The sequence below is a fragment of the Bradyrhizobium sp. CCBAU 21365 genome (genome assembly GCF_015291305.1).
GTDB classification, from domain to species: Bacteria; Pseudomonadota; Alphaproteobacteria; order Rhizobiales; family Xanthobacteraceae; genus Bradyrhizobium; species Bradyrhizobium elkanii.
Genome location: NZ_CP030036.1, coordinates 2,548,038 through 2,571,712, shown reverse-complemented (window position 1 = coordinate 2,571,712; position 23,675 = coordinate 2,548,038). Strand labels below are relative to the sequence as shown.

18 protein-coding genes and 1 pseudogene are annotated in these 23,675 nt (G+C 59.5%); 9 read left to right on the top strand and 10 right to left on the bottom strand.

Going from position 1 to position 23,675, the window contains the following annotated elements:
- The first annotated feature begins 343 nt into the window (after positions 1 to 343).
- Complete coding sequence (locus tag XI02_RS11815) at positions 344 to 1,696, top strand: MFS transporter (protein WP_016842022.1); 1,353 nt, start codon at positions 344 to 346, stop codon at positions 1,694 to 1,696.
- Between the two features lie 1,760 nt (positions 1,697 to 3,456).
- The gene (locus XI02_RS11810; RefSeq protein WP_026192381.1) at positions 3,457 to 4,773 is read left to right on the top strand and encodes a DUF3422 domain-containing protein; all 1,317 of its coding nucleotides are present in this window, start codon (positions 3,457 to 3,459) and stop codon (positions 4,771 to 4,773) included.
- A 245-nt stretch (positions 4,774 to 5,018) separates the two neighbouring features.
- Here the strand turns inward: XI02_RS11810 and XI02_RS11805 are convergent, their stop codons facing one another.
- From XI02_RS11805 to XI02_RS11795, 3 genes are all read right to left on the bottom strand, one after another.
- Positions 5,019 to 5,861 (bottom strand): electron transfer flavoprotein subunit beta/FixA family protein, encoded by an 843-nt coding sequence (locus tag XI02_RS11805; protein ID WP_026192380.1) that lies wholly within the window; start codon positions 5,859 to 5,861, stop codon positions 5,019 to 5,021.
- 749 nt (positions 5,862 to 6,610) lie between these two features.
- The gene (locus XI02_RS11800) at positions 6,611 to 6,787 is read right to left on the bottom strand and encodes a type II toxin-antitoxin system RelE/ParE family toxin (RefSeq protein WP_016842027.1); all 177 of its coding nucleotides are present in this window, start codon (positions 6,785 to 6,787) and stop codon (positions 6,611 to 6,613) included.
- Entirely contained in the window at positions 6,777 to 7,055 is a 279-nt protein-coding gene (locus XI02_RS11795) for a type II toxin-antitoxin system ParD family antitoxin (protein WP_075968511.1), read from the bottom strand. Before XI02_RS11795 ends, XI02_RS11800 begins: the two co-directional genes overlap by 11 nt.
- Before the next feature lie 254 nt (positions 7,056 to 7,309).
- Between XI02_RS11795 and XI02_RS45285 the strand changes: the two genes are divergently transcribed.
- From XI02_RS45285 to XI02_RS45975, 3 genes and pseudogenes are all read left to right on the top strand, one after another.
- A complete protein-coding gene (locus tag XI02_RS45285; RefSeq protein ID WP_225163822.1) occupies positions 7,310 to 7,699 on the top strand; it encodes a hypothetical protein in 390 nt (129 codons plus the stop codon).
- A pseudogene (locus tag XI02_RS45280) lies at positions 7,687 to 7,794 on the top strand (IS481 family transposase); the annotation flags it as partial. The gene XI02_RS45285 and the pseudogene XI02_RS45280, both read left to right, overlap by 13 nt.
- Before the next feature lie 259 nt (positions 7,795 to 8,053).
- A complete protein-coding gene (locus tag XI02_RS45975; protein ID WP_256438835.1) occupies positions 8,054 to 8,182 on the top strand; it encodes a hypothetical protein in 129 nt (42 codons plus the stop codon).
- A gap of 48 nt (positions 8,183 to 8,230) precedes the next feature.
- Here XI02_RS45975 and XI02_RS11785 read toward each other — a convergent pair whose 3' ends face one another.
- The gene (locus tag XI02_RS11785) at positions 8,231 to 8,476 is read right to left on the bottom strand and encodes a hypothetical protein (protein WP_129964890.1); all 246 of its coding nucleotides are present in this window, start codon (positions 8,474 to 8,476) and stop codon (positions 8,231 to 8,233) included.
- A 150-nt stretch (positions 8,477 to 8,626) separates the two neighbouring features.
- A complete protein-coding gene (locus tag XI02_RS11780) occupies positions 8,627 to 8,788 on the bottom strand; it encodes a hypothetical protein (protein ID WP_016842032.1) in 162 nt (53 codons plus the stop codon).
- Between the two features lie 753 nt (positions 8,789 to 9,541).
- Here XI02_RS11780 and istA point away from each other — a divergent pair.
- From istA to XI02_RS11760, 4 genes are all read left to right on the top strand, one after another.
- Positions 9,542 to 11,092 (top strand): IS21-like element ISBj11 family transposase, encoded by a 1,551-nt coding sequence (gene istA, locus XI02_RS11775; protein WP_080586188.1) that lies wholly within the window; start codon positions 9,542 to 9,544, stop codon positions 11,090 to 11,092.
- The gene (gene istB, locus XI02_RS11770) at positions 11,089 to 11,898 is read left to right on the top strand and encodes an IS21-like element ISBj11 family helper ATPase IstB (RefSeq protein ID WP_016842034.1); all 810 of its coding nucleotides are present in this window, start codon (positions 11,089 to 11,091) and stop codon (positions 11,896 to 11,898) included. The genes istA and istB overlap by 4 nt, the downstream gene beginning before the upstream one ends.
- 778 nt (positions 11,899 to 12,676) lie before the next feature.
- Positions 12,677 to 14,587, top strand: coding sequence for an NEL-type E3 ubiquitin ligase domain-containing protein (locus tag XI02_RS11765; RefSeq protein WP_018270203.1), 1,911 nt, complete (start codon positions 12,677 to 12,679; stop codon positions 14,585 to 14,587).
- Positions 14,588 to 17,483: 2,896 nt separating this feature from the next.
- Entirely contained in the window at positions 17,484 to 17,855 is a 372-nt protein-coding gene (locus tag XI02_RS11760) for a helix-turn-helix domain-containing protein (protein ID WP_016842040.1), read from the top strand.
- A gap of 247 nt (positions 17,856 to 18,102) precedes the next feature.
- On the opposite strand, the gene XI02_RS11755 is transcribed toward XI02_RS11760, so the two are convergent.
- From XI02_RS11755 to XI02_RS11735, 5 genes are all read right to left on the bottom strand, one after another.
- Positions 18,103 to 18,300 carry a helix-turn-helix domain-containing protein gene (locus tag XI02_RS11755; RefSeq protein WP_157183431.1) on the bottom strand — a complete coding sequence of 66 codons (198 nt, stop codon included), beginning with the start codon at positions 18,298 to 18,300 and terminating at the stop codon, positions 18,103 to 18,105.
- 450 nt (positions 18,301 to 18,750) lie between these two features.
- Positions 18,751 to 20,505, bottom strand: a complete 1,755-nt coding sequence (gene nifA / locus XI02_RS11750) for a nif-specific transcriptional activator NifA (protein ID WP_016842042.1) — start codon at positions 20,503 to 20,505, stop codon at positions 18,751 to 18,753.
- A 254-nt stretch (positions 20,506 to 20,759) separates the two neighbouring features.
- Positions 20,760 to 21,596 (bottom strand): SDR family NAD(P)-dependent oxidoreductase, encoded by an 837-nt coding sequence (locus XI02_RS11745; protein ID WP_026192378.1) that lies wholly within the window; start codon positions 21,594 to 21,596, stop codon positions 20,760 to 20,762.
- Positions 21,597 to 22,210: 614 nt separating this feature from the next.
- Positions 22,211 to 22,417: a hypothetical protein gene (locus tag XI02_RS11740; protein ID WP_125459275.1), complete on the bottom strand. Its 207-nt coding sequence runs from the start codon at positions 22,415 to 22,417 to the stop codon at positions 22,211 to 22,213.
- Positions 22,414 to 23,526, bottom strand: a complete 1,113-nt coding sequence (locus tag XI02_RS11735; RefSeq protein ID WP_077231073.1) for a nodulation protein NodZ — start codon at positions 23,524 to 23,526, stop codon at positions 22,414 to 22,416. The genes XI02_RS11740 and XI02_RS11735 overlap by 4 nt, the downstream gene beginning before the upstream one ends.
- Between the last annotated feature and the right edge of the window lie 149 nt (positions 23,527 to 23,675).

The window sequence follows — 23,675 nt, the reverse complement described above, 5'->3', positions numbered from 1 at the left end:
GCGCGTTACCGAATCAGCCGATACCATCCGCGGTGGACACAGAGCTAGTGAAACGCCAAAGATTGCGCGCACAGCTACCTCGTAGGTGACCGAGCGGAACCTCATGCCTTGATTTCGTCTCGAGCAGGCGGGACTTCTGGCGATTGATGTCGGGAGCGCTTGCGTCTCCAGGAACGAATTCAAAATTTGTGCACCAATGGAGCGTCGCCGAAAATAAGCCGAAAAGATCAGGCGCCTTCCGGTTGGTCGGTAATCTCTCTAAGAGAAAATCACGGCCTGATTGCAATTGGGCTGGCGTGAGGTTTTCCGCAACCGGCCATTTCAGACGGGAAGGAAACTCGCTGTGTCACAAACGCTCGTTCAGCAAGCGACAGTCAAATCGCGGATCAACGCCATTCTTCGTGCAACCAGCGGCAATTTTCTCGAGCAGTTCGACTTTTTCTTATTTGGCTTTTACGCCAGCGCCATTGGGAAAGCTTTCTTCCCCTCGGACAACGAAACCGCCTCATTGCTCAACACCTTTGGCGTGTTCTGGTTGGGTGCCTTAATGCGTCCCGTGGGGGCGATCGTACTGGGAGCCTATATCGACAGGATCGGCCGTCGCCAAGGCCTGATCATCACGTTATCGATCATGGCGGTCGGCACCGTGATTATCGCCTTCTGTCCCAGTTATGCGACAATCGGCATTGCCGCCCCCATCATTGTTCTAGCAGGACGACTGTTGCAGGGATTCTCCGCCGGCGTCGAGGTTGGCGGCGTTTCGGTCTATTTGGCGGAGATCGCGACCCCAGGCAATCGCGGTTTCTATACCTCTTTTCAATCGTCCAGCCAGCAGGTCGCGATTTTTGTCGCAGCGATCGTGGGCTACCTACTGAATGAATCGATGCCGCTCGAAGCCGTCGCCTCCTGGGGTTGGCGCATTCCGTTTTTTCTCGGTTGCCTTATCATTCCTCTTATCTTTTTCCTTCGTCGGACGCTGGAGGAGACCCCAGAATTTTTGGCGATGAAGAAGCATCCCACGGCGCGCGAGGTCTTTGCCTCGGCGCTCGTCCATTGGCACACGGTCGTTCTCGGGATGATGATGGCGATCCTGACCACGACGACTTTCTATTTCGTCACCGTCTACGCACCGACGTTCGGCAAGACCGTCTTGAAGCTGTCCACCCAGGATGCGCTCTTGGTGACCCTCCTGGTCGCGGTGACCAACTTCATCTGGAATCCAATTGGCGGTACCGTTTCCGACCGTATCGGCCGCAAGCCAGTCCTGCTGGCCATTGCCGGCCTTGCGTTGATGACCGCCTATCCGGCTTTGAGTTGGTTGGTAAGCGCCCCCAGTTTCGGCAAGCTGCTTGCGGTGGCGATGATGTTCTCGTTCTACTTTGGCACCTACAGCGGGACTATGCTGGGTGCTCTCGTCGAGATCGTGCCTGCGCATGTGCGCACAACCTGCTTCTCCCTGGCCTTCGCTTTCGCGGCGGCCCTGTTTGGTACGTTTACGCCACTCGCCTCTACTTGGCTCATTGAGCGAACTAATGACAAGGCTTCACCCGGATTCTGGCTGATGTTTGCAGCTGCTCTCGGTATCATCGCGGTACTCACCATCTATAGGGGAACCCCCAAGCCATCGAGAGCTGAGAAGCCTTCGCTTCGGAAATCGCCCGAGAGCGCTTTGGGCGTGCAAACAGCATCTCGCTAGCACGTGATCCTAACCACTGACGTGTCATACGGCCTCGATCGATGCGCAGAGCCAGAGTTCGCTCAGCGTATCGACGCGGGGCTAGGAGCCGTATCGCATGTCCGACATTGTCGGAAGCCAGACACGAGCGATGACTGCATATCTGACACTTTAAAAGTAAGCTGTTAGAGTGCCACGTCCTCGGTGATCCGCGTACACGGCAAATCACCATCCAACATTGACACCAGGCCTCGGCGGGCGCTGGATGTCGGCTGTGAACGTTGGAAAGTCCAGGTCTGGAGACCGCCTTGTGGACAGCGGACGGTTCCATCATCGCGGATGTGCAGCAGGTTGGGTAGCAGCAGCAGGCCGTGATGGACGTTGTCGCCGTCCGGAATCCGTGCCCGCGCGACAGTCCGAGCTGTATCGTGGTATAGAACCCCGGCACCGTGTGCTCGGATCGATATCGTCCTCGACGTCGCGCCGTCGTCGGCCCGGACCGATCGGGCGCCCCCTCGAGGGTGTTACTGATGTCGTTGCGGCGCACGCGCGCGCTGGTAACGCGGCAGAATAGCCGGTGAGCATGGGAGCGCTTATGGCGGCGGGATGCCGATTGACGCGAGCCTGACGCGATCGCTTGATGGTCTTCAAGCGGCATCGCCGCTGACGTCATCGAGATGCAGCCTTATGACGCCGTACTATCCGGCGACCTGTGCGGTCCGATGGTGCACCATCTTGCACTATTCAGGCGGGGCAGTTTGCGCCGCCGCAGCCTCGTGGTTTGCTCGGACACGATGCGCTCCCGCACATCGGTCAGCGGACTGCAGGTCGACTCACGGATTTTGCCATGTCCAGGAGCGACGTCGGGCCGCTCAGTTCTCGACCGCCTTTGCTGCCGCTGAACAAGGCAATGCGTCTTGTAATCGGACGCATGGAACGCGCGACGTTCACCGCCATCAATTCTCTAGGCTGGAGTTGACCGGCCTGCAGGACCGCCCTGTGTCGGATCCCGCTTCTGCTCCGCCATATGCGATAGTCGTCACCGCAGGGGAATATCTCTGTACCGAAGGCCGCAACCGCTAATCGGCAGTCTTCGATGACGCTGCTCAATCAAGTACGACAGCCATGTCAGCATTCCGAAATCAGCATCTTCTGATGTCGCGGTTGTTACGAAGGCCGGGCTCAAAGAGCGCAAGCTACCCGGTCGCAATGAGACCGGGATTCCATCTGATGGCCATACAGTTCCAAAGTCCCTTGTGAGGATGGCTGTCCGAATGCAAGCGCTTTCCTTGCCGGAGATCCTCCGCTGGCAGTTTCGACAATCACATTACGCGAGAAACACAACCTTTCCGCTACTTCCGTGCTGGCCCATATCCTGCATCGCGTGCAAATGTGAGACAAGAGAGCACCGAAGATGAGAGTTACGTTTGCGCCTTTGCCGTCAATCGACGATACAGCAGCCGGTGTAGAGCCGGCGACGACGATTAGCAACCTCGTGGAGACGAAAGCGTGTAGCTCTTGCGTGCGTTGGCCCCGCCGCTCTTGATTTCGTTCTGGCCTGCGCATCACGCGTTTATGTGCGCCAGCACATCGATGTCGAGCGATGTTCGTGCGCGTCCGGTGGCAACCAACACGTTTGGCGCTGGTTTCGCAGCTTTGAGCGGCTTCGGATCAACCCGCGCCACCACTCTATCGCGCGAACAGACCCTTAGAGTCGAAACCAATGCCACTCGCGTGCTGACAGATGAATGCGCGCCAATTCTGACACGAGGTGCTTAGACGTGCCCGACAAACTGGATCTTCGAAGTTTCAAGCTACATTCGCAACGCGATGCCGTGCTCAATGAAGTGCATGCGCGCCCGTTTATGCAGCTTATTCCTCCATTTAAGGTGACACACTTCGCATTTCTTTCGCAGGGCGATGCGGCCGCAAGCGATCGCCGCGCCTTCGTCACGTTTTGTCGAGAGCGTGACCTTCCAGCTCCGCAGCTCTCAGCGAAACATCACCAAATCGACATCGGGCCCGTTGTGCTTCGCTGGGAGCAGCATGCCGAATTCGCAATCTTTACCTGGATAGCGAATGGCCCGTTCGCTCGACAGAGCGGCGACTCCCAAAGTGCGGTTCACTCCTTGATGCGCAACTTGCGGCAGGAAGGGCAATTGCTGGTCGCAATCAAGCTGGATGTCGAGCAGCACGCCGCCCCATTGAGGCGCGCCGAACAACTTTTTGACAAGAGCAGCCTCGCCATGGCCCGCATAAAGGGCGGAGCAAGTGTTATGGCCTCGGATTTTCGAGTCGACGAAAACGGTTTCACCAAAATTCTTGTCTGCGACCTCGGGCTGACGCCGCACAATCTTGGTGCACTGGTGCAGCGGCTGCTTGAAGTTGAGACCTATCGTCCGTTGGCGCTGCTTGGTCTGTCGGCCGCTCTTGAGCTTGGTCCATTTGTCGATCGCATTGACAGACGTCTCGGCGAGGTGCTCGAAGAAATGCAAGGCGCGGAGGGATTGAAGCTCAACAACCATCTCCTTGCCGAACTGACCGCGTTGGCCGCCTCTTTCGAGCGAGGCGCGACCGGAAGCCTGTTTCGCTTCGGCGCCAGCAGAGCTTATTACGAGCTAGTTCAATCCCGACTGTCCATCATCGAAGGCAGTGAGATCACGGACTATCCCACATGGTCGTCGTTCCTGGCGCGCCGGATGGCGCCTGCGATGCGAACTTGCGAGACGACCAAGGATCGTGAGGTAACTCTGTCGGTCAAGTTGGCGCGCGCCGCCGATCTGTTGCGAACCCGTGTCGACGTTGAAATCGAACAGCAGAACCGCGACCTATTGCACGCTATCAATGAACGCACCGGACAACAGCTTCGGCTGCAGTGCACGGTGGAGGGATTGTCGGTCGCGGCGATAGGATATTACGTGGTCAGTTTGTTTGGCTACCTTGCCAAGGGAGCGCACGATGTTGGTCTCCATGTAGAACCCTCTTATCTAACCGCGGCGTGCGTGCCGGTCGCAGTCGGGGTGATCTGGCTGGTTAGTTACAATGCACGAAAGCGACACCTCAAGCATCGCGACGGGCCGTCCGTAACGGACAGGTAAGCATCATTTAGCTGATTGACAACAGAGCTTGACGGCAGACATGCCCGACCCACGTGGCAACAGTTTTCACCAAGTCGTCGGCGGCCCAGATAGAGGTGATCGCCGACGGGAGGATTGTGCTTCAGCTCCGCTGATCGGTCGGCGCCAGGCTCTACACGTCTCCGTGCAATGTCGATGTGACCGGATGAGAGGCAAACCTTGACGCGTTCAGGACCGTAACGCTTATCGTCGCCAAGACTCCCAGGTCAAGCATCGCGGGCTAGCGCCGCAAGATCAGTTTCGAGCTTCGGTTGATGCTTAAAAATAGCATCAATCAGCGCCTGCGCTGGTTGCTCGGCAGCCTCAACCAGCGCCGCTTTCTCAGCCCGTGCAGAGGGAGCGAAGACTCGCTTGACGACGGTCGGCGAGCCCTTAAGGCCGCATTTGGAGACGTCCTCGACGCCGGCATCGTGCGCGCTCCATTTCACGATTGGTGCACGCGCAGCACGCAAGGCATCGGCCATCGCGCCGCGCCGAATCTGGCAGGTCCCCTCCAGCATGGTGATGAGACAAGGCAGCCTCGTGTGCAGCACCTGGACACCACCTTCGGAGCGTCGCTCCGCTTCAATTGTACGGGCAGCGAGGTCGAGGGTTTTGACCTTGGCGACGTAGGTCAGCTGCAGCACACCCAGCCGTTTTGCGACGCCGGGACCAACCTGCGCGGTATCGCCGTCGATGGTCTGCTTGCCGGTAAAGATGAGGTCTGGCGGACCATATTCCTTGCCAATTTTTCGGATGGCGGTTGCCAGTGCATACGTTGTGGCCAAGGTGTCGGAGCCGGCAAAGCAGCGATCGGTGAGCAGTACGGCGCGATCGGCGCCGAAGGTCAGCGCTTTCCGCAAGGAATCTTCCGCCGATTGCGGCCCCATCGTCAGCACGGTTATTTCGCCGCCGAACCGCTCGCGCAGCTCGAGAGCGGCCTCGAGCGCGAAGAGGTCATATGGGTTAATGATCGTCGGCACACCCTGACGCATGATCGTATTGGTCACGGGGTGCACGCGGATCTGCGCAGAGTCCGGAACCTGTTTAATGCAGACGACAATGTGCACTGAGTTGCTCCAAAGGTTGCGGTAGCTGCGAAGAGAACAGCAAGTGTTGTACCACAGCGCCCGATTTTGGAATCTGTTAGCTGCCACAGAGGTTTAGATGGGTAGATCGCCCCTCCGGCCCGGTGTTCTGGACGAACGAATATCGACACCCGTCGCAACTGCGACAGCGCCATTCCGTTCCGTCCGACCACGGCGCGGAGCCGTGAGCTTGCAAGGCCCACATCGCGACTCCTGCGCAATTCAAGCTGCAGGTCCGGTCGCGCTCCGGAACGGCGCCAGTATCGACGAGATCAAGGCGGCCTGCTTCGCGCGACGGCATATTGCGGCATTCCTGCAGCTCTTGAGGGGTTCAAGGCAGCACAGGAGATCCTAAGGACCGAGCACAGCCAAACGAACGATGAGGTTGCTTATGCAGATCCCGATCGCGCCAACGGGAGCCACCTGCCTAACTGCTCCCCATGAGCCTCGATCTGCTGATTCAGGCGCCCCCACAGCCTTTGATGTTGGCGGGAGCCGCTCCCGGGAAAGACCATCAGCCCAAGCTTGGATCAGCCCTCAGTCGCTCTTGAGTGCCTGCCGAGATTCCATCGTAAAATCGTAAATGCGATTGTGGATGGCTGACAAAGCAAAGTCCTCGGTCGAAATCCTCCGGCGTGATATCGCGAGCACCATGCAGCACCCGATCTCGACACCGTTGGAAAATGCTTCGTAGAACAGTACGCAGTTGCCGACAGTAAAGCTCCGAATTTTCATCCCCAGCTCGGGCCGCTGGCGGCCCGCCGTGGATTCTTGGCAAGCATCTGAAAGGCATTGCCGATACGATCGAGCAAGCGATCCGCAGCCGCAGTGTTGTCCGATGCGATCAAGAGCCAGATCTCCTCCAGGTCGGTCTCGGCCTGGGGCCGCCTGGTGAGATTACCCGCCATGCTTCCCGGCTTTCAGCCGTTCGCGTCCGCGGGCCTTAATTTGTTCAACCAGTTCGCCGGGCTCAAACGGTTCTGCCGGACCGCTTTCCAAGCCTTCCTGGATAGCGGTACGCAATGCCTCAAGCTTCGCCTTGCGACGCTCCTCGCGTTCTTCAACAAGGCGCAGTCCCTCCCGCATTACCTCGCTAGCGGCTGCATAGCGTCCGCTATCGACGAGATCCTTGATAAAGCTCTCGTAGTGTTTGCCGACGGTATAACTCGTGGCCATAGGCACGCCTCCTCGCCTCATAATATATTACTTTATGCTCTAAATACCGCGCTTTGATCCGCCAGCAACGTGAGGTTGTGGAGGGACGGAGGCAAACGGTGGGTAGGTGACGAAATCTCTTGGCTCAGTCTATCTGAGGCGGTTTTGCTAGCGTCGACCAACTTCATGTGATTGAGCCATGAACTACGATCAAGAGGATCGCAAGCCGATCAGGAGAAAAACCATCAGGACGACAATGTGCGAAGCTTTAGGCCGTGGCCGGCGAAGTCCCACTTGGCGACGTGGTGGTCAAACTGGCTGGCGAATTGATCCCTAGCCAGGCTCAGAAAGCCCGCCCTCATTGGGAAGGTGCAATCTCAGAACGCACCAACGAGCATTCCGAACGGCCGGACCGACATGCGCAAATGCTGGCGCCAACTACAACGCTGGTCGGTCCTCGCTTCGATTTGGCCGTGGCTCTCGCACGCGCGAGTGGCGATGGCATGGCAGGGCGAAGCCTTACCATTAACGATCTGTGCAAGCTCCTACCGCAAGTCGATCCAAAGGACGTCGAGAAAGCCGCTTTCGATCTGGATGCCCTGGGTTTGACCAGCATTCAGCGGTCGTTCGGTGAGCACTGGTGGCTACGGTTATCCCCCATCTGACGCGGTCATCCTTGCACCGTCGCCTGCAGCGCCATGGAATCAGCCGCCCGCCCGAGGTCGTCGGTGCCAAGCCTGCCAAGCAGCCTTTCGAGGCCTAAGGGACGGGACCGTTGGGGAGACAGCACGGTCACGTTTCGGAGGAGCTGGCGCGCCGACCCTGAGCGTCGGCTCCTCTTTTGGACCTTGTGTGAGTTAGGCAACAGTCGTCCCTCGGCGTACCTGCTAAAGAAATGACGTTGGGAATTTCAGGGCCCTAGCGCTGGGAATGACAGGGCGCCGCCGGGACAAACCATTTCGGGCCCGGCGGCGTAATTTTTGAGATTTACCGCGCTGACGCGCGAGAGGCGTCTCGAGATGTCTGACGACAAGATTGCTGTAAAGACCGTGCTGCTCGCGCTGGCCATCGGCATTGCGGTATGGGCAACCACGGGAGCGCCCGAGCCGGGCACAAATTCGCCGTTGCACGTCGCCACCAGGCGATGAGGCCCTACGGGGCTTGGGAGGATTGGGCGCGGTCGCTTTAGGTCGGCGTCATTCGAGCGGTAGAGAAAGCGCCGGCAGCGGCCTATTGCCCTGCTCGCAACCTGTTCGCCCCTTGAGCAGTAGAACTGGCGTTGAGGCATCCGCGGCAGTCCGGCCCATGAAATGGGTCAGATTAACGCCCGATGACCACTCCACATAACCAACAGCCGAAAAGGCAACCGCTCCCACGATGAGAATACTGAGTACTGAAGCGGCGGCTGCCGACGCCAAGCTTTGGCTGCTGAAAAACGGCATCACGATTCTCCGACACCGAGCTGCCACCCGCTCGTGCATTAGGCCAACTCGCGATGATCGAGTGTGAACCGCCTCACATTTCACGGGCAGTTGATGCCGAGGTCGGACCGCCGATGCCAGTTCAGGGCCGGCGGGCCAATTTTCGTTGATTCAGATCCTGGCCGCGGCCCAGTCGGGCAGACGATCCGGAAGCGGGCTGTCGAGCAGGCCGGCGACAAGCACGCCGAAGGCCGCTCCTTCGATGGCCTCTTCAGTGAACTCGACGTTTGCGTCCCATTCGAAATGGAGGACCGCTGAGGCCGTCGCCCGCATCCCCTCGATGGTCGTGGCGCGATTGTAACCATTCGCAGCTGATTCATGGCGTCCTCAAAGGCTTCTTCGGCCGCGGTATCGTCAACACCGATCTGGTAAAGCCGGAGAGTCTCCTCGCTGGCGGCATCGAGGAGGCACGATATTTCCACGAAGCTGCGTCCTTGCTCGATCAGTTCGGCTCGAGATGTTTGGGCAAGGGTGACGCCCGTCCGTGTTCTCCAGCGCCAAAAGCCTGTTCGAGCGGGAGCACCCAGGACCGTTCCCGGGGAAGCGTTCTGCCGTTAGCAGGCCTACAGGCCGATCAGCTGACGGGTGTCGCTGCAGAACCTTGGGGTCACTCGTTTGCCACGGCCAGATACCGCTGAGCCCGTCATAAGCATTCGGATGAAGCTCTGCTTTCCAGCATGCCGTCGCCCACGATTAACTGTTTGAGCGGTTCTAGTCCGCGGCACGATCGAGTGGAATCGCAGATGGAAGCATAGTGAATGCATATGGACGGCGACTGCGGACCAACGGAAGGCCGCGCAAGAAAGGAGTAAGGCGATGGATACGGCAGACAACGCCGACGCGGTGACCACTTGCGCATGTACTGTTGCCGCGCGGCGAACAGGATGGAAGTGGAGCGTCGACCATGATGAGAGGGCTACGCCGGGCTCGTGACGCAGGGAGGGCGTAGCCCGACCGGAGTTACGAGCCCGGCGTCGGCGCGATCCACAGCGGACCGCGCCGACTGGTGATCGCGGCCGGCTGGTTATGCAAGTGGTTCTTCCGCCAAGAGGAATCACTCGCGTGCCAGGCCGACACATTACCGATCACCAAATGAGGCTCTACATGAAGTACCGTCAGACCGATAGCCCGCCCGTGGCCGCCGCCAAGGCGTCGTTCAGCACCTCGACCGCTTACCGGATCGAGCAGGATCGACGCCTTCCGTCGCAGAAGAAGGCTCCTCGCGGCCGTCGCCGGCCAGATCCCTTGGCCCGCGTATTTGAGACAGAGATCGTGCCGATGCTGAAGGCCGCCCCCGGTGTGCGGCCGGTCACGATCTTCGAGGAGTTGCTCCGACGCCATCCTGAGCTCGGCGCCGGCATCCGTCGCACGCTGGAGCGCCGGATCCGGGCCTGGCGGGCGATCCACGGCGAGGAGCAGGAGGTCATCTTCCGGCAGACCCACGAACCCGGTCAGCGCGGCCTGTCCGACTTCACCGACATGGGCGAATTGGGTGTCACGATCGCGGGCGTGCCGCTCGACCATCGTCTCTATCACTTCCGGCTGGCCTATTCCGGGTTTGAGCACGCCCATGTCGTGCTCGGCGGTGAGAGCTTCATCGCTCTGGCCGAAGGCCTGCAGAATGCCTTGTGGTCACTCGGTGGAGCGCCACGGGAGCATCGCACCGACAGCCTGTCGGCCGCCTTTTGCAATCTCGACCGCGACGCCAAAGACGATCTGACGCGGCGATACGAAGACCTCTGTGCCCATTACGGCATGCGCCCCTCCCGCAACAATCGTGGCATCGCCCACGAGAACGGGGCGATCGAGAGTTCGCATGGCCATCTCAAGCGGGCGGTCGGCGACGCGCTGTTGCTGCGTGGCACCGCCGACTTCGACGATCTCGCTGCCTATCGTGGCTTCATCGATGAGATCGTCAGCCGCCGCAATGCCCGCAACGCCAAGCGGATCGACAGCGAACGTACCGCACTTCAGGATCTGCCGGACCGCCGCACGTCGGACTATGAAGAGGTGATCGTCCACGTGACATCGTCCGGCGGCTTCACCTTGCGCAAGGTGTTCTACACGGTGCCGTCGCGCTTGATCGGCCATCGGCTGCGGGTGCGCCTGTATGACGATCACCTCGACGTGTTTGTCGGCGGCACGCATCTCCTCACCTTGCCGCGCGGGCGGCCGCATCCCAATGGCAAGCACGATCAGGTCGTCGATTATCGGCACGTGATCCATTCCTTGCGGCGCAAGCCGATGGCGCTCCTCAACCTGGTCTACCGCGACCAGCTGTTCCCCCGGGAAGCTTACCGCCGAGCCTTCGACGTCTTGCGCAAACGCTTACCGGACAAGAAGGCCTGCCGGATCATGGTCGATCTCCTCGCACTCGCCCATGAGCGCGGTTGCGAGGCCGAACTCGCCGATCAGCTCACGGCCGACCTGAACGACGGCCGGCTGCCCGACCTCAACCGGCTACGTACTCACTTCGCCCCGGATCCCGCCCAGATGCCGAACGTCGTGGTGCGCCTCGCACCGCTCGCCACCTATGAATGCCTCATCGGTACTGCCGAGATCGGAGGTGCCGCATGAGCACAACCAACGTAGTCGACACCGCGCGCCTCAATCTGTTGCTCAACGAGCTGCGGCTGCCCGCCATCAAGGTGCTGTGGCCGCAATTTGCCGAGCAGTCCGATAAGGAAGGCTGGCCGGCGGCGCGCTTCCTCGCCACCATTGCAGAGCACGAGATCGCTGAACGCAGCCGTCGCCGCATCGAGCGCCATCTCGTCGAGGCGCGGCTGCCCACCGGAAAGACCTTTGACAGCTTCGACTTCGAAGCCGTACCGATGATCTCCAAGGCGCAAATGACCGCGCTCGCCGCCGGCGACGGCTGGTTGAACAAGGGCGCCAATCTGCTGCTGTTTGGTCCGCCCGGTGGCGGCAAGAGTCACTTGGCAGCAGCAATCGGCTTGGCTCTCATCGAGAACGGATGGCGCGTCCTCTTCACCCGCACCACCGATCTCGTGCAGAAGCTCCAGGTGGCGCGCCGCGAACTCAACCTCGAGGGTGCCATCAACCGCCTCGATCGCTTCGATCTCGTTATCCTTGACGATCTTGCCTATGTCACCAAGGACCAGGCCGAGACCAGTGTGCTGTTCGAGCTCATCAGCGCACGCTACGAGCGACGCTCTTTGCTGATCACCGCCAATCAGCCCTTTGGAGAATGGAACAAGGTCTTTCCGGACCCAGCTATGACCCTCGCGGCGATCGATCGCCTTGTTCACCACGCCACCATCGTCGAGATGAACGTCGAGAGCTATCGCAGGCGGACTGCCCTCGAGCGAAAGCGTGGTCCAGGGCGGCCACCGGAGCACGCGACACAAAAAACGCTCGCTTGATTGACGCTCCGCGACAATCAAAGCAAACAAAACTCTTGCGCGCGACAATCATCGCGGCGATCATCATCGCGCCGCGACACTGACTCGCCATCCTGATCGCCGCGCTCTTCCGACCCAGATCGTCGCGCTATATACTGTGATGCACCGAAGATCGATATCCCCGAGGCTTTCCACAAATGATAGTGGATGGCTTTCCACTGGCGGATAGGTTGGTCGCGGGGAGAATTCGCCATATTCCAGCTATCGGGGGGAGGCAGACCTGCTTGATCCCCTTCATGCCAAAACGGCGTCGGCAAATCTCGCACCCAGCTTTGAGTCCCACGACTCTGGGTCGACAAATTGTGTTGGGGGCCCGGGTCGATCCGCCGCAACCTGCCCCTTGCCCACTGCTCAGACCGTATTTGAAGTTGCTCCCGATTGGCGCGCGCTAGTCTTTGAACATGGCGGATAACCTGACGCTCGTCAGCTTATCGACAGCTGAGCTTCCTAGCGTACGCCTCCGTTGACGGCCGCCTTGTTTGACGGAGGCAAGCGCTGCAGGTCCTAGGGGGCATCCTGGGAGAAGGGCTATGACGATTTCGCGGGCAGAGGTGATCACATCGGTCGAGCCTCGGTGGTCGCGAGATGAGAAGGAAAGCTAGTTGCAGCATCGCTCGAGCCGGGAGCGACTGTTTCCGAGGTGGCTCGCATGGCCGGCCTTCATGTGAGCTAGCTGTTCAGGTGGCGCAAAAAGCTTGAGCCGCCTAGTCGGCTGAGACAAGACATGCCATGGAGTTCGATGAATACAGAACGGGCCCAGCCTCGCGCCGGCATACCTTTCGAATCCGAAAGCACCGAGCCAACGTCTAGGGCCGCCGGGCAGTCCCCTTCGTGCCTGACCCAGTGGGCGTCAGCCCTGACGCGGTGGGCGACAGGAGCGGCCGCCGCCGACCTCGTCTCGTCGCAGGACCGCGTCCTGGCGACCTGGGCAGCGGAAGAGGGGCAGGGCGAAGACGAGAATCGGCAAGAGGGGGTCAACCGGACGAGGGCATGGCGGGACGAAGGTGATGTCGGAGACGAGCTGAATTTGTCGTCATTGTCCCTGACCGCCTTGCCAGCCTCACTCTTGCCCAGGCTCCGGACCCTCAATGTCATCGGCAACCAGTTGAGCAGCCTGCCGGCCCGGCTTCCGGGCGGACTCCGGGACCTCTACGCCTCTGACAACCGGCTGACCAGTCTGCCCGCCCTTCCGAGCAGGCTCCGGCACCTCCACCTCATGGCCAACGAGCTTTCCAGCCTGCCGGCAGAGCTGCCATTTAGGCTCCGCAGCTTGACTGTCGATAGCAACCAGCTGACCGATCTGCCCGCCCTTCCGGCAACGATCGAGGAGTTGTCTGCCAGCAATAACCAGCTGACCAGCCTGCCCGATCTTCCAGCCAGGCTCCGCCGCCTGGACGTCAGCGAAAATCAGCTGACCAGTCTGCCCGATCTTCCAGCAAGGCTGCGGTACCTGGACGCAGGCGACAACCAGCTGACAAGCTTGCCTGGCGTTCCGGCCAGACTTCGATACCTGGACGTCAGCGAAAATCAGCTGACCAATCTGCCAGAGACACTCCCGGTCGGCCTTGAAATGCTCGGCGCCAGCAACAATCAGCTCACCGGCCTGCCCGCGACCGTGCTGACGCAGCTCGGCAGCGCGTCCAGCATCGATGTGCGATCTAATCCGATACCGGGCCCAGTGCTGGCCGATTTGGCGTCAGCCACGCGCGGCCCGGATTATGCCGGCCCGCAGGTCTTGCTGTCGATGCCCCTACAACCGGTGGAACATCAGCCGCCACTCCTGCACGAGGTTGTTGCGGATTGGCTCGCGGACGAGCCCGGCGCAGTGGCCGCCTGGCAGGGCTTCGCCGAAGAGCCGGGTGCGCAGGACTTCGCACTCTTTCTCGAAAGGCTCGCGGGCACCGTGAACTATGGTCATCAGGCGTTCCGCGACCAGGTGGCCGAGAATCTGCTACAGGCCGCGATGAGGCCGCGGCTGCGCGAGCAGTATTTCGAGCTGGCCAGTGGAGCGACTGCGTCCTGCGAGGACCGCGTCACTTTGACTTGGAACGGTATGCAGACCGCACGCCTGAACGCTGATGTCAAGGATGGGCTTTATGACAGTCAGCTCGACCAACTGCTCCAACACGGCCGTGTCATGTTTCGTTTGGAGGCGCTTGACGATATCGCACGCGAGACGGTCCGCTCGCTCCGTCGTGCCGACCCGGACGCCAATATCGACGAGATCGAGGTCTATCTTGCCTATCAGACCCAGCTACGGGATCGGCTGGAATTGCGCCACATCGCCCCTGATATGCGCTTCTTGAATCTCTCTGACGTCACGGCGGACGACGTTGCCCGGGCTGAGACGTCGGTGCGGGAACAGGAAGCGGCGGGTTTCGCGGATTTTCTGGCAACGCGCTGGGAGCCTTGGGATACGGTGGTGAAGCGGATCGCCCCCGATGATCATGCCGCGATGCGGGACCGGCTTGCCGATGCAATGGAAGATGAGTTTCCGACGCGCTTGAACGAACGACTCGCGGAGCCTGGCCTGACGGATGATGTCGATGCCCGGCGGGTGGTCGGAGCCCAGATCCTCAGCGAAATCGCCTGCGAGATCAAGGGCGAGCTGATGCATAAGGTTCTCCGGGAGCAGGGCCTCGAGCTCTGATCGATGCGATAGCCGCTCCGATCCTGCAGTCTCGTTTGGTCGTTACGGGACGAGCGATTGTTCAGGTCGCATGGATGATGCAGTTGCCGTCTGATGACCACCTCCGACCACCTCGGCGTGTTGTTCGCTCGCCGGCCGTACCTGGGAAACCCGCGATTCTAAACTAGCAAGCGATGCCAGAGTTCAAGGTCATTGCTCGCCTGGATTACGACGAACAGACCACGTTCGTCCGTGCAAGGCTGTGTCAGGTCACGACTGGCATAGCCTGGGTTGAACTTGATCACGCGCAGGATACTTCGACAGCGCGGCCAATGCCGCTTCATGATTCGCTCGCGTCGTAGCCGATGTCGCTCTCCGCCACCGGATCAGACTCCATCCGGATCCCGTTTGTGACCGCGAGCGGAGCGCGCTGGTGGCAGCGCAGAACGCCTTGCCGAATCTCCGTTCCCATCGGCGCAAGATTTCATAGCTCACTCGACGCCCAGCGCCCCCTGCATTCGTCGACAATGCGCAAGCTCAAGGGAAACCGGAAATACAACCAAACGCTATATCCGATCATTTCCGGTAGGAAGTAATGGCGACGATAAACCAGGGCGCTCGCCGCAGAGCTACCGGGCCGGAAGGCTGCCACTGCTGACCATCCGATAGGGCGGCGCGCGGCTCACCTTCTGAATGTCGACGATCCAAAGTCACTTCGGCGCTCTCGGCCCGACACCATGCCCGAGGGAAGCCGATGACGTAAGCGTGACGGAAGAGATCGGAGCCAACTTCGCCCCGCCCGAGCGCGAGCAGCTACGCTGCGGCTTCGTCAGCTTCTCGAAAGCTTGCTCTGGTAGGATGTCTGCTCAGGTGATCTTGGACGTGAGGCTGGGTGGACCCGCACAATCGTGACCCCATCCAATGTAACAGTTTGGTCGCAGCTGCAGCATGCCACTTCGGAAGAGCAGCAAGAGGGGCCGGCGAGGCAATAGACGTTTGAGCCGTCCTTGGCGACGGCGCTCCCAGCCAGTACCGGTACCTGTCCTCATCAGTCTGAAGAAGACCAGCGCCGCATTGATGACGCGACTGGTAATGCTATGGCTCGGAATCAAAGGTGCACATTAAAGCAGTACCACCGAACTTCGCCGATTACGGGCATGTTCTCCGCTTTCGGCGTCAAGCGTTTGATCTAAGCAAATCAGCAATCCTATCGCTCACGTCAACGAATTCTACTAATCGAACGATGAGGCGCCGTTGAGCAATCTTCGCGTTTGCTGCGAGCCAGCTACTCGCAGTGCGATTCCGCCCAGCCCCCCTCAGAGGACGACGAAAGTTTCTTTAAAATGATGACTCGTGCCGATAGACGCAGCGAGGCCGCCCTTGACCAGTATCACCCTGCTCTTCGCAGATTCTCCGAGGCACTTATTCTTGAGAGCCAGACGATATCTGGACTGGACCACGACTCGCGGATCAAGTCCGCTCGGAGGCTGTTCCCACGCGACAAGAATCTCATCTCCGCGTTAAATTTGTTTCGTGCTGCGGAGCTATGCGCAAAATTCGGTTCGTAATACGGAGCGTGCCTTGTCCGGGCGCTTCGAGCGGGCAGCTAAGCATTGCAGCCTTGGCGGAGCAATCTTCTATGGTGATTTGCCAGCTTCGGTTGGGTTAGGCGACACGGCACGTGACCACCTTATGGCAATTCAAGAGCATGTCGCTCCGATGGAAACTCGCTATTTCCGTGGTGTTGGCAATTAACCCACCGTCCGAGCCAGCCCGGGGCAATCGGCTCGCTCTGTCCGAAATCAGATGACGGACGATATTCAGGTACGGCGCATCGGCGCCCGACGAAGTGGATAAGCGTTTGGAGCGTCTAGCCGACATCCTCATTGACTGCATCGCCCACGGCAACTCGGTCAGCTTTCTGCCACCGCTAACTCGACGACGTGCGCTGGTGTACTGGCGTAGCGTCGCGGACGCGGTTTTTTGCAATGGATGCGTGCTACTAGCTGCGGAAGATGGCGCAGGGGATTATTTTGCTGCTCGGGCAGCCGTTGGATGAAGTGTGCGAGCCAGGCGAACGACCGCCATAAACTTTCGTATCGTTAAGTGACCCCCTTGAGGTGCCCAATTTTTACCAAGGTTCAATTGAGCCGCTGATCACGATCCTCTTAGCTGCATGCGCGGCTGGCCACAGCGACATCTCATTCGTCTTCGCCGGCTTCGTCAACTGATAGCGAATCGGGAGGTCGCGAATTCTATTTTTCGTCGGAATGACAGCATTTGCCGAGACGTGGATAGAGATACTGATGGAACCATTCGAGCTTGCGTGGTGCGAGTTCGAATACCAACGGGCTCTCAGATGCCTCGAAGCGAGGGAAAACAGGGCGAACGACGTCTGATCCATCATGCGGGAGGACCTGTGGCCAAACACTCTATGACAGCGCACGGCCACGCGCGCCACGAGCGGCGATACAGCGATCGAAAGCTCGCTCAAAGAATTAAAGAATTAGCCAGCACGGTCCTAATCAGAAGACCATCACCAAGCAGCGTAAGGCGGCGTCGTGCACGATGCACCGACGGGTTGCAAGACCGTCCGCTCGATTGAGGAAGAGGCAATCGTCGTTGCCTTTCGCAAGAACAACCTTGTGAGCTGCAAATTTATCGAGAATTTGGGCGCCCTTGCGCGATGAACACGGTACGCAATCATGTTGGAGCTCCGGTAGAAATACGGGAATGAAGCTGCGCCGGCGGTAAGCATGCTCACAAAATCCATGACAATTGAACTCGCGCTAGTTGTGGTTCGGTCGATATTCTGCCAAGCGTAACTGTCGGAGTGACGGATCCCTGACCTAGAAGGCAGGGGACCTCTCGATCGTAAGGACGGGTCGCCAGAATGAATAGATCAGCAGCAAAGAAGATGCAGCAGCGCAGTGCCGGCAAGCCTGACATTGAGTTGGGCAAGCGGATCCGCCTGCGGCGTGTGGAGCAGAAGATTTCGCAGGCCGAACTCGGCGATAAGCTCGGCGTCAGCTTCCAGCAGGTCCAGAAGTACGAGAAGGGCGTCAACCGTGTCGGCGCTGCCCGTCTTCAGCAGATCGCCACTACGCTCGACGTCCCCGTCACCTTCTTTTACGGCGGTGACAACAAGGCGCGCGAGGTTGAGAGCCTCCTGTTCCTGGACAGCGCCTTCAGTCTACGGTTGCTGCGCGCCTACAGTAAGATCAAGGATCAGACCGTCCAGCGTCAGCTGGTGTCGCTGATGGAGTCGATCGCCGCCGACGAGGATTGACCGGTACTCGACGTCAGATCGCGGCACATGGACGCGACCTCGTCTCAGGACCCACTCCCGCGGCGAGAGCGGTCGATTGACTTGTACACGCCTCACTTTCAGCCGGTAATCTCAGGGCTACTCTCCTCGATCACGGCACCGCATCCCCGATGTCGACACGATTCTGGTTGACGGATCGAGCGACAATCTGATCTTCGAGCTCGCCAACTCCGCCATTGACATCTCCCTCATGGTGAGGAGCGCCGTCCTACGTGCGAAAGGCGAAGCCGCGCGGCTTGCTATGGAAGATCGCGGCAAACAGCGCCTCTTTGGTCGGGAAACGGGTATAGACCGTTGCCTTGCTAGTACGGCATGCGATCTCCTCGACGCTGACGCCGGCGAGTTCACGAGCCAGGAACAACTCGCATGCCGCGGTCGAGATCCGCAGGTCCACTTCGGCGGCCAAGTCCGTCGGCGGCCGTCCCAGACGCACCGCCTTTTGCGCCGCCCACCTTATGTTCGCTCCTCCATTCATCCACCCTAGGCTAGTTTGTCCATTCAATTAGTCTTCTGGGAAAGAGAAGGTGGCTTAGGCGCCATGATCCAGCGACAAACTGACGGGAAGAGCGGTGAACTTGTTCGAGGTCGGAGCTGTTGTCTACCGCTGGTCGGCGACGCACGGCGTCCGTCAGGGGCGGCAAAATGGTTTCAACCCGTAACATGCCGGCGGGTTCACCACCGCGCCGCTCAGCCCAGTTCTCGCTGCGCTCCAAGCGAAGTCGCCTTGCCAGGGCGGCAGACGGGCGGTTCCTCGCATGCGTGGTCAACCTGCCGCCGAGGCGGGCCGCCCTTTTTCAGATTTTGGTGGCATTGGATGCGCCCGCAAAAACCCAGTCCTCTCATGGTCCGCGCACGTTCAGAACCGCTTGATCTCGATTCCGTACTTCCTCAGCGCGTAGCCAATCTGGCGCGGCGTTAGTCCGAGCAAGCGTGCAGCTTTTGCCTGTACCCAACCAGATTTTTCCATGGCTGCAATGACCCGCTCGCGATCGGCCATCTTCGCGCCACTTACGAGGACTGTGCCAGGGGGTGCCAGTGAGGCCAGTTCGCTGCCGACAAGTGGGGCCGGCGCGGTCGCTTCAGACGGCAAACTGATCGGCTTGGCGGGCACTGGGACGACCGGTGCCGTTTGGACTGTCGCCTCCTCGGACGTACTTTTCCACAGCATCGCGGAAAGGCACTGGCCGTGGCAACATGCAAAATCATTTCTCACGATCGATGGCCCGGCCGACAGGGTCGCTGTGCGCTCGATGCAGTTTTCGAGCTCGCGGACATTTCCCGGAAAGCCGCAGTTCATCAGCACATCGATCGCGCTCGCTTCCAAGGTCAGCGTACGGCCGTTCACGCTATTGAAATTCCTCAGGAACTCACCGGCAAGCAGCGGAATATCGCTGCGTCTTTCGCGCAGCGGCGGCAGCAGCAAGGGAACAACGCTGATGCGATAGTAGAGGTCTGCGCGAAACTCGCTCCTTGCCACAGCCTCTTCAAGGTTCTTGTTGGTTGCGGCTATGACTCGAACATCGACCTTTATGGTCTGGTTGCTGCCGACCCGCTCGAACTCCTGCTCCTGCAGGACACGCAGCAACTTCGCCTGGAACGGGGCCGAAATCTCGCCGATCTCGTCAAGGAACAGTGTGCCTTTGTCAGCAAGCTCGAAGCGCCCCTTGCGCGAGCTGAAGGCGCCAGTAAAGGCACCTTTCTCATGACCGAACAATTCGGATTCCAGCACTGTCTCAGGTAGTGCCGCGCAATTCAGCTTAATGAAGGGCCGCTTGGCGCGGGACGATGATTCGTGAATAGCCTTGGCTACAAGTTCCTTTCCGGTACCGGATTCGCCGCGCAGCAGAACCGTGCTGTTCGATTTGGCCACGACCGCGATCTTTTCGAGCAAGCCGCGCAGCGCCGGACTGTCGCCGATGATCCCATGAACAGGTACCTTCTTACGCTCCCGTACAGGCTGCCTAAACTCGAATAATTGCTTTTGCAGACGGTCCTTCTCCACCATCAGCCGCTCGCGATCGCAGGCGAACAAGCGATGAAGCCTTACTGTCTGTCCCACCAGGTTGGCGATCATGGTGAGCAGCCGCGCATCATAATCGAGCCGGAGACTCGACCTTTCGTCACAGACACGGTCGAGCGTCAGTGTACCCACGACTTTCGGATCGATGCGGATCGGAACTCCGATGAACGACACCGGCATGTTATCCGAGGCACCGAGCACCTCAAGGTCAGCTGCGCTGAACGCCGGCTCCGCTGCCACGTTCTCGGCGACAAGAGGCCTGTCGGTCGCAACGATCTGGTCGATTGCCTTCCGTGGCAGGCGCATCCGGAAGCGGTCGTCGCTGCCTTCGCTCCAGCCAGCACCCACGGTAATGTCCGGCATCCCGTCATCGTCGAACAGTGAGACGATACCGTGTCGCATCTGCACAAACGATTGCAGAAGGCCTACGACGTTGGCCAGCGTGACCTCGAGCCGGCAGGGAGCGGTGAGTATTTTCGATATTTCGAAGATACCGGTCAGCGCGCTCTCGCGCAGCGGCTCGCCCGAGAGCTCGCGCTCCGTCTCTGGATGAGAGGCAGGTATCTCGCGTGCGGAAGCGATATGCAGCATGAGGCGGTCTCCGTTATTTTGATCATCCTCCCTAGCACCTTGTTCGGATTTGCGAGCTTCGTTTTGCATGTCATGCTCGATCTAGCGTTACGAATTAACGAGATGACATAGAAGCGTAACACCTTTTCATGGCACGACGGTAACCTTACAGTGGTTTGATTTCATCTTTTTTCGGAATAGGTGCGCGACGTCAGCGTAGAACACGAACTTCAACGCTGAGGCTTAAGTCAGCCGCGTTGCCAGGCTTGGTCGATTCACAGATGTTGCCCACCATTGATCGGCACCTCGGCCCCCGTAACATAGCTTGCGGCATCCGAGCATAGGAAGAAGATGACCTTGGCCACTTCGTCGGGTGTTCCCACTCTGCGCAACGGGATGTTTGGCACGAGACGCGCTTCCGTGTCGGGCGACAACATGTCCGTTCTGATCTCGCCTGGCGCGATCGCGTTCACACGAACGCCATAGGGCGCATAATCGTGGGCCATTTCGCGTGTGAGACTCGCAAGCGCGGCCTTCGACGTCGCGTAGGCGCTGCCGGCAAACGGGTGCACCCGCGAACCAGCGATCGACGTCACGTTGACAATCGATCCTGACGCGGCCCTTAGCTCGTCAAATAAACCCCTCGCCAGCAGGATCGGGGCCACGAGATTCAGATGGAACACTCTCATCCAGGTTTCAGTTGACGTCGTCAACGAGGTCAGCCGGTCACCATCAGACGTCTTCGGCGAGATGCCGGCGTTGTTCACTAATGCGTGCAAGGGTGCGCCCGCCAAGCGTTCCTTGACCTGCGCGATCAAGCGCGGCAGCATTTGATAATCGCTAAGGTCGACCTGGACATGATCCTCGCGCCCGGAGTCCCACGGGCACCGCGCGCCATCGAATGGCTGGCGCGCGCAAGAAATGATGCGCCAACCTGCCTCCGAAAACAGCTTGGCAGTGGCATGCCCAATTCCGCGCGATGCCCCAGTCAGCAACATCGCCTTCTGCTCTCCCTGATGGAGGCGGGCTTCATCGGCGCGAAAGGGACAGCCCAAATGTGTCTCGGGCAGCGGACCTGCGATCAGATCGTCATTTGGCAGATCGAGACCCACGCCCGCCTCCTCTCCTGTAGCGCCGCTGGCGAACACGTAGCAGGATTTGGGCCACTCCGATGCACGCAAAGACGCTCCGGTTTTGCGTCCTAATGTCGCGCACGCCAAAAGCTTGGCGGATTCGCGACATGGTGCGTGTGCTTTGCAACATCGATGGTGCATCACCCACACAATGCCTGGAGCACACTCGGTCACTGCTAGGACCAGACACCACACTGCGCTCTCGTGATCGAGATCCGAAGCAGCGAGCGGATAAGGAACGCTCCTCGTCGAGGCAACGATCGGTCACGATGGTGGAGACACCCAGTAACCGTGTCGGTACGAAACAGAACCTGACGCACCAACTCCATACGTTAGGTTTTCTCGCAACTGATACCGAGCTCATCGCAGCACATCGCCGCGCTGATTGGTTGCGCGATCACGAGCGGGCGCACTGAATGTCCAACTCAATGCTCGAACCCGAAGGGTCCGTCCGCGCGAGCGAGTGGCGGCCGCGGCAACGGAACTCACCGGCCCAACGTAACCTCCTTCGAAAACTTGATCCGCGACGAACCGCCGAGAAGCTTTCACTTGCGGGTCGTCGCGAGGCAAGGCCGAGGACGATGTCCATCTGGTCAGCGTGGTGGCGGTACGGTAACGCCGCTCTTGTCAAGATCGAGCTTCAGCGGACGGCATTCGGCCGCCGCATCTTGCTGTTCTCCAGGGCAAGGGTCCGTTGGAACGTCGGTTTGGGCGATCAATTGTCGTCCGGAAACGTAGTGGCAGTGCTGCTCGATGCAAAAAGCGGCGATCAGATCGATGAGACGGGTTACGACTTTCATGAAGCCACGAGTTCTTTTGATGCTTCTTCAATCAAGATCAATCGGCTCGGATCGTTCAAATCGAATTCTATAACGCGCGGCGCAAAGAGGCGCGCATAGCGCGTGAAAGCGCTCGTCGGGGGGAAACGGATCACGGTATCGCATCGCGCAAGAAGATACATCTCGATGAGAGCGGAAAAGCCGCCCTCAGCTCCGAGCGCCGCGCTGTGCAACGGCCCGGCCTGAGCTGCCTGGAAGCGCTTTGGGATGGTGAAAACGTCAGGAAACATAGCTGACACCCTCTCAAGGACGTGCGCGCTGTCTGTGCACAGGAACGCCCTGACCGGTTTTGCATGCGGTAACGCCTTGGCCTTGTCGATGGCGTTACAGACCTGTTGCAAAGCCCGCTCGGGATCAGCCCAGTAGGGCGCATGCCCCATAACATCCTCTCCGTTGCCGTGCCGAACATGAATGCCGATCACGCTGAACGACGCAAGGTGCTCACGGAAGATGGCATCAATCCGTGCCTGCACTTCGGATCGCGGCTTGATGCTCCGAAAGATCTCTCGTTCAGCCTCCTCATCGCAGCGCCACATCAGGCAGGCGTCACACACAACTGTATTTGCATCGCTATCTTGCCCGCTTTGGAACAGCTGATCGAGTTCATCGCGTTCCCGGAAAATCTGCTCATCCGGGCGATAGGCGCAATCAATAGCTGGCCTATTCCACCATGCCGGGAAAAATGGTCCAGGAAATGAGTGCTGGTTGATCCGGTCGTCGCAGATCACCTGTACGCCGGCAATATCTTGAACCGGTTCGAAGAAGACGGGAAAGGCGTTGGTGAATGGTTGATCGAGATAACAGGACCCCCGCCAATCGATGACCAGCTTCCGTCCGGTCCGCTCGGCAAAACGCCACGCTGCAGCCAGCGACCACAGGCAGTCGCCCAAGCCCGTACGTCGTCGGGAAACAACGAACTGATCATTTTTCGAACCGCCAGGCATCTGCATTGCCTCCTTCCGGACTCCTGGTTGAACAAGAGACGTCATTGGAGACACCTCACATATGGTCTTGGCCGATGTTATGGTCGGCGCTTGTGCTGCTCGCGCGTTGCGTCGGTAGAACTTCATAGCAGCGCTATCCTCGTAGTGGGTTCTCTCAACGCCTCCCTCTTTTCTTCCACTAGAGTTGTTGCGCCGATATACCCGATTTCAACTGGATGCCTATTGGTGCCCTATTCCACCTCGGCCTAGCCTCCTGTACATGGAGGCGCAGTCTT

Bases quoted from the DNA above. Each gene is read 5' to 3' on its own strand.
- XI02_RS11800 (WP_016842027.1), bottom strand. From the start codon at position 6,787: ATGGCGGGTAATCTCACCAGGCGGCCCCAGGCCGAGACCGACCTGGAG.
- XI02_RS11795 (WP_075968511.1), bottom strand. From the start codon at position 7,055: ATGGCCACGAGTTATACCGTCGGCAAACACTACGAGAGCTTTATCAAG.
- XI02_RS45975 (WP_256438835.1), top strand. From the start codon at position 8,054: ATGTCTGACGACAAGATTGCTGTAAAGACCGTGCTGCTCGCGCTGGCC.
- XI02_RS11785 (WP_129964890.1), bottom strand. From the start codon at position 8,476: ATGCCGTTTTTCAGCAGCCAAAGCTTGGCGTCGGCAGCCGCCGCTTCA.
- XI02_RS11780 (WP_016842032.1), bottom strand. From the start codon at position 8,788: ATGCGGGCGACGGCCTCAGCGGTCCTCCATTTCGAATGGGACGCAAAC.
- istA (WP_080586188.1), top strand. From the start codon at position 9,542: ATGCAAGTGGTTCTTCCGCCAAGAGGAATCACTCGCGTGCCAGGCCGA.
- istB (WP_016842034.1), top strand. From the start codon at position 11,089: ATGAGCACAACCAACGTAGTCGACACCGCGCGCCTCAATCTGTTGCTC.
- XI02_RS11765 (WP_018270203.1), top strand. From the start codon at position 12,677: ATGAATACAGAACGGGCCCAGCCTCGCGCCGGCATACCTTTCGAATCC.
- XI02_RS11760 (WP_016842040.1), top strand. From the start codon at position 17,484: ATGCAGCAGCGCAGTGCCGGCAAGCCTGACATTGAGTTGGGCAAGCGG.
- nifA (WP_016842042.1), bottom strand. From the start codon at position 20,505: ATGCTGCATATCGCTTCCGCACGCGAGATACCTGCCTCTCATCCAGAG.
- XI02_RS11740 (WP_125459275.1), bottom strand. From the start codon at position 22,417: ATGAAAGTCGTAACCCGTCTCATCGATCTGATCGCCGCTTTTTGCATC.
- XI02_RS11735 (WP_077231073.1), bottom strand. From the start codon at position 23,526: ATGAAGTTCTACCGACGCAACGCGCGAGCAGCACAAGCGCCGACCATA.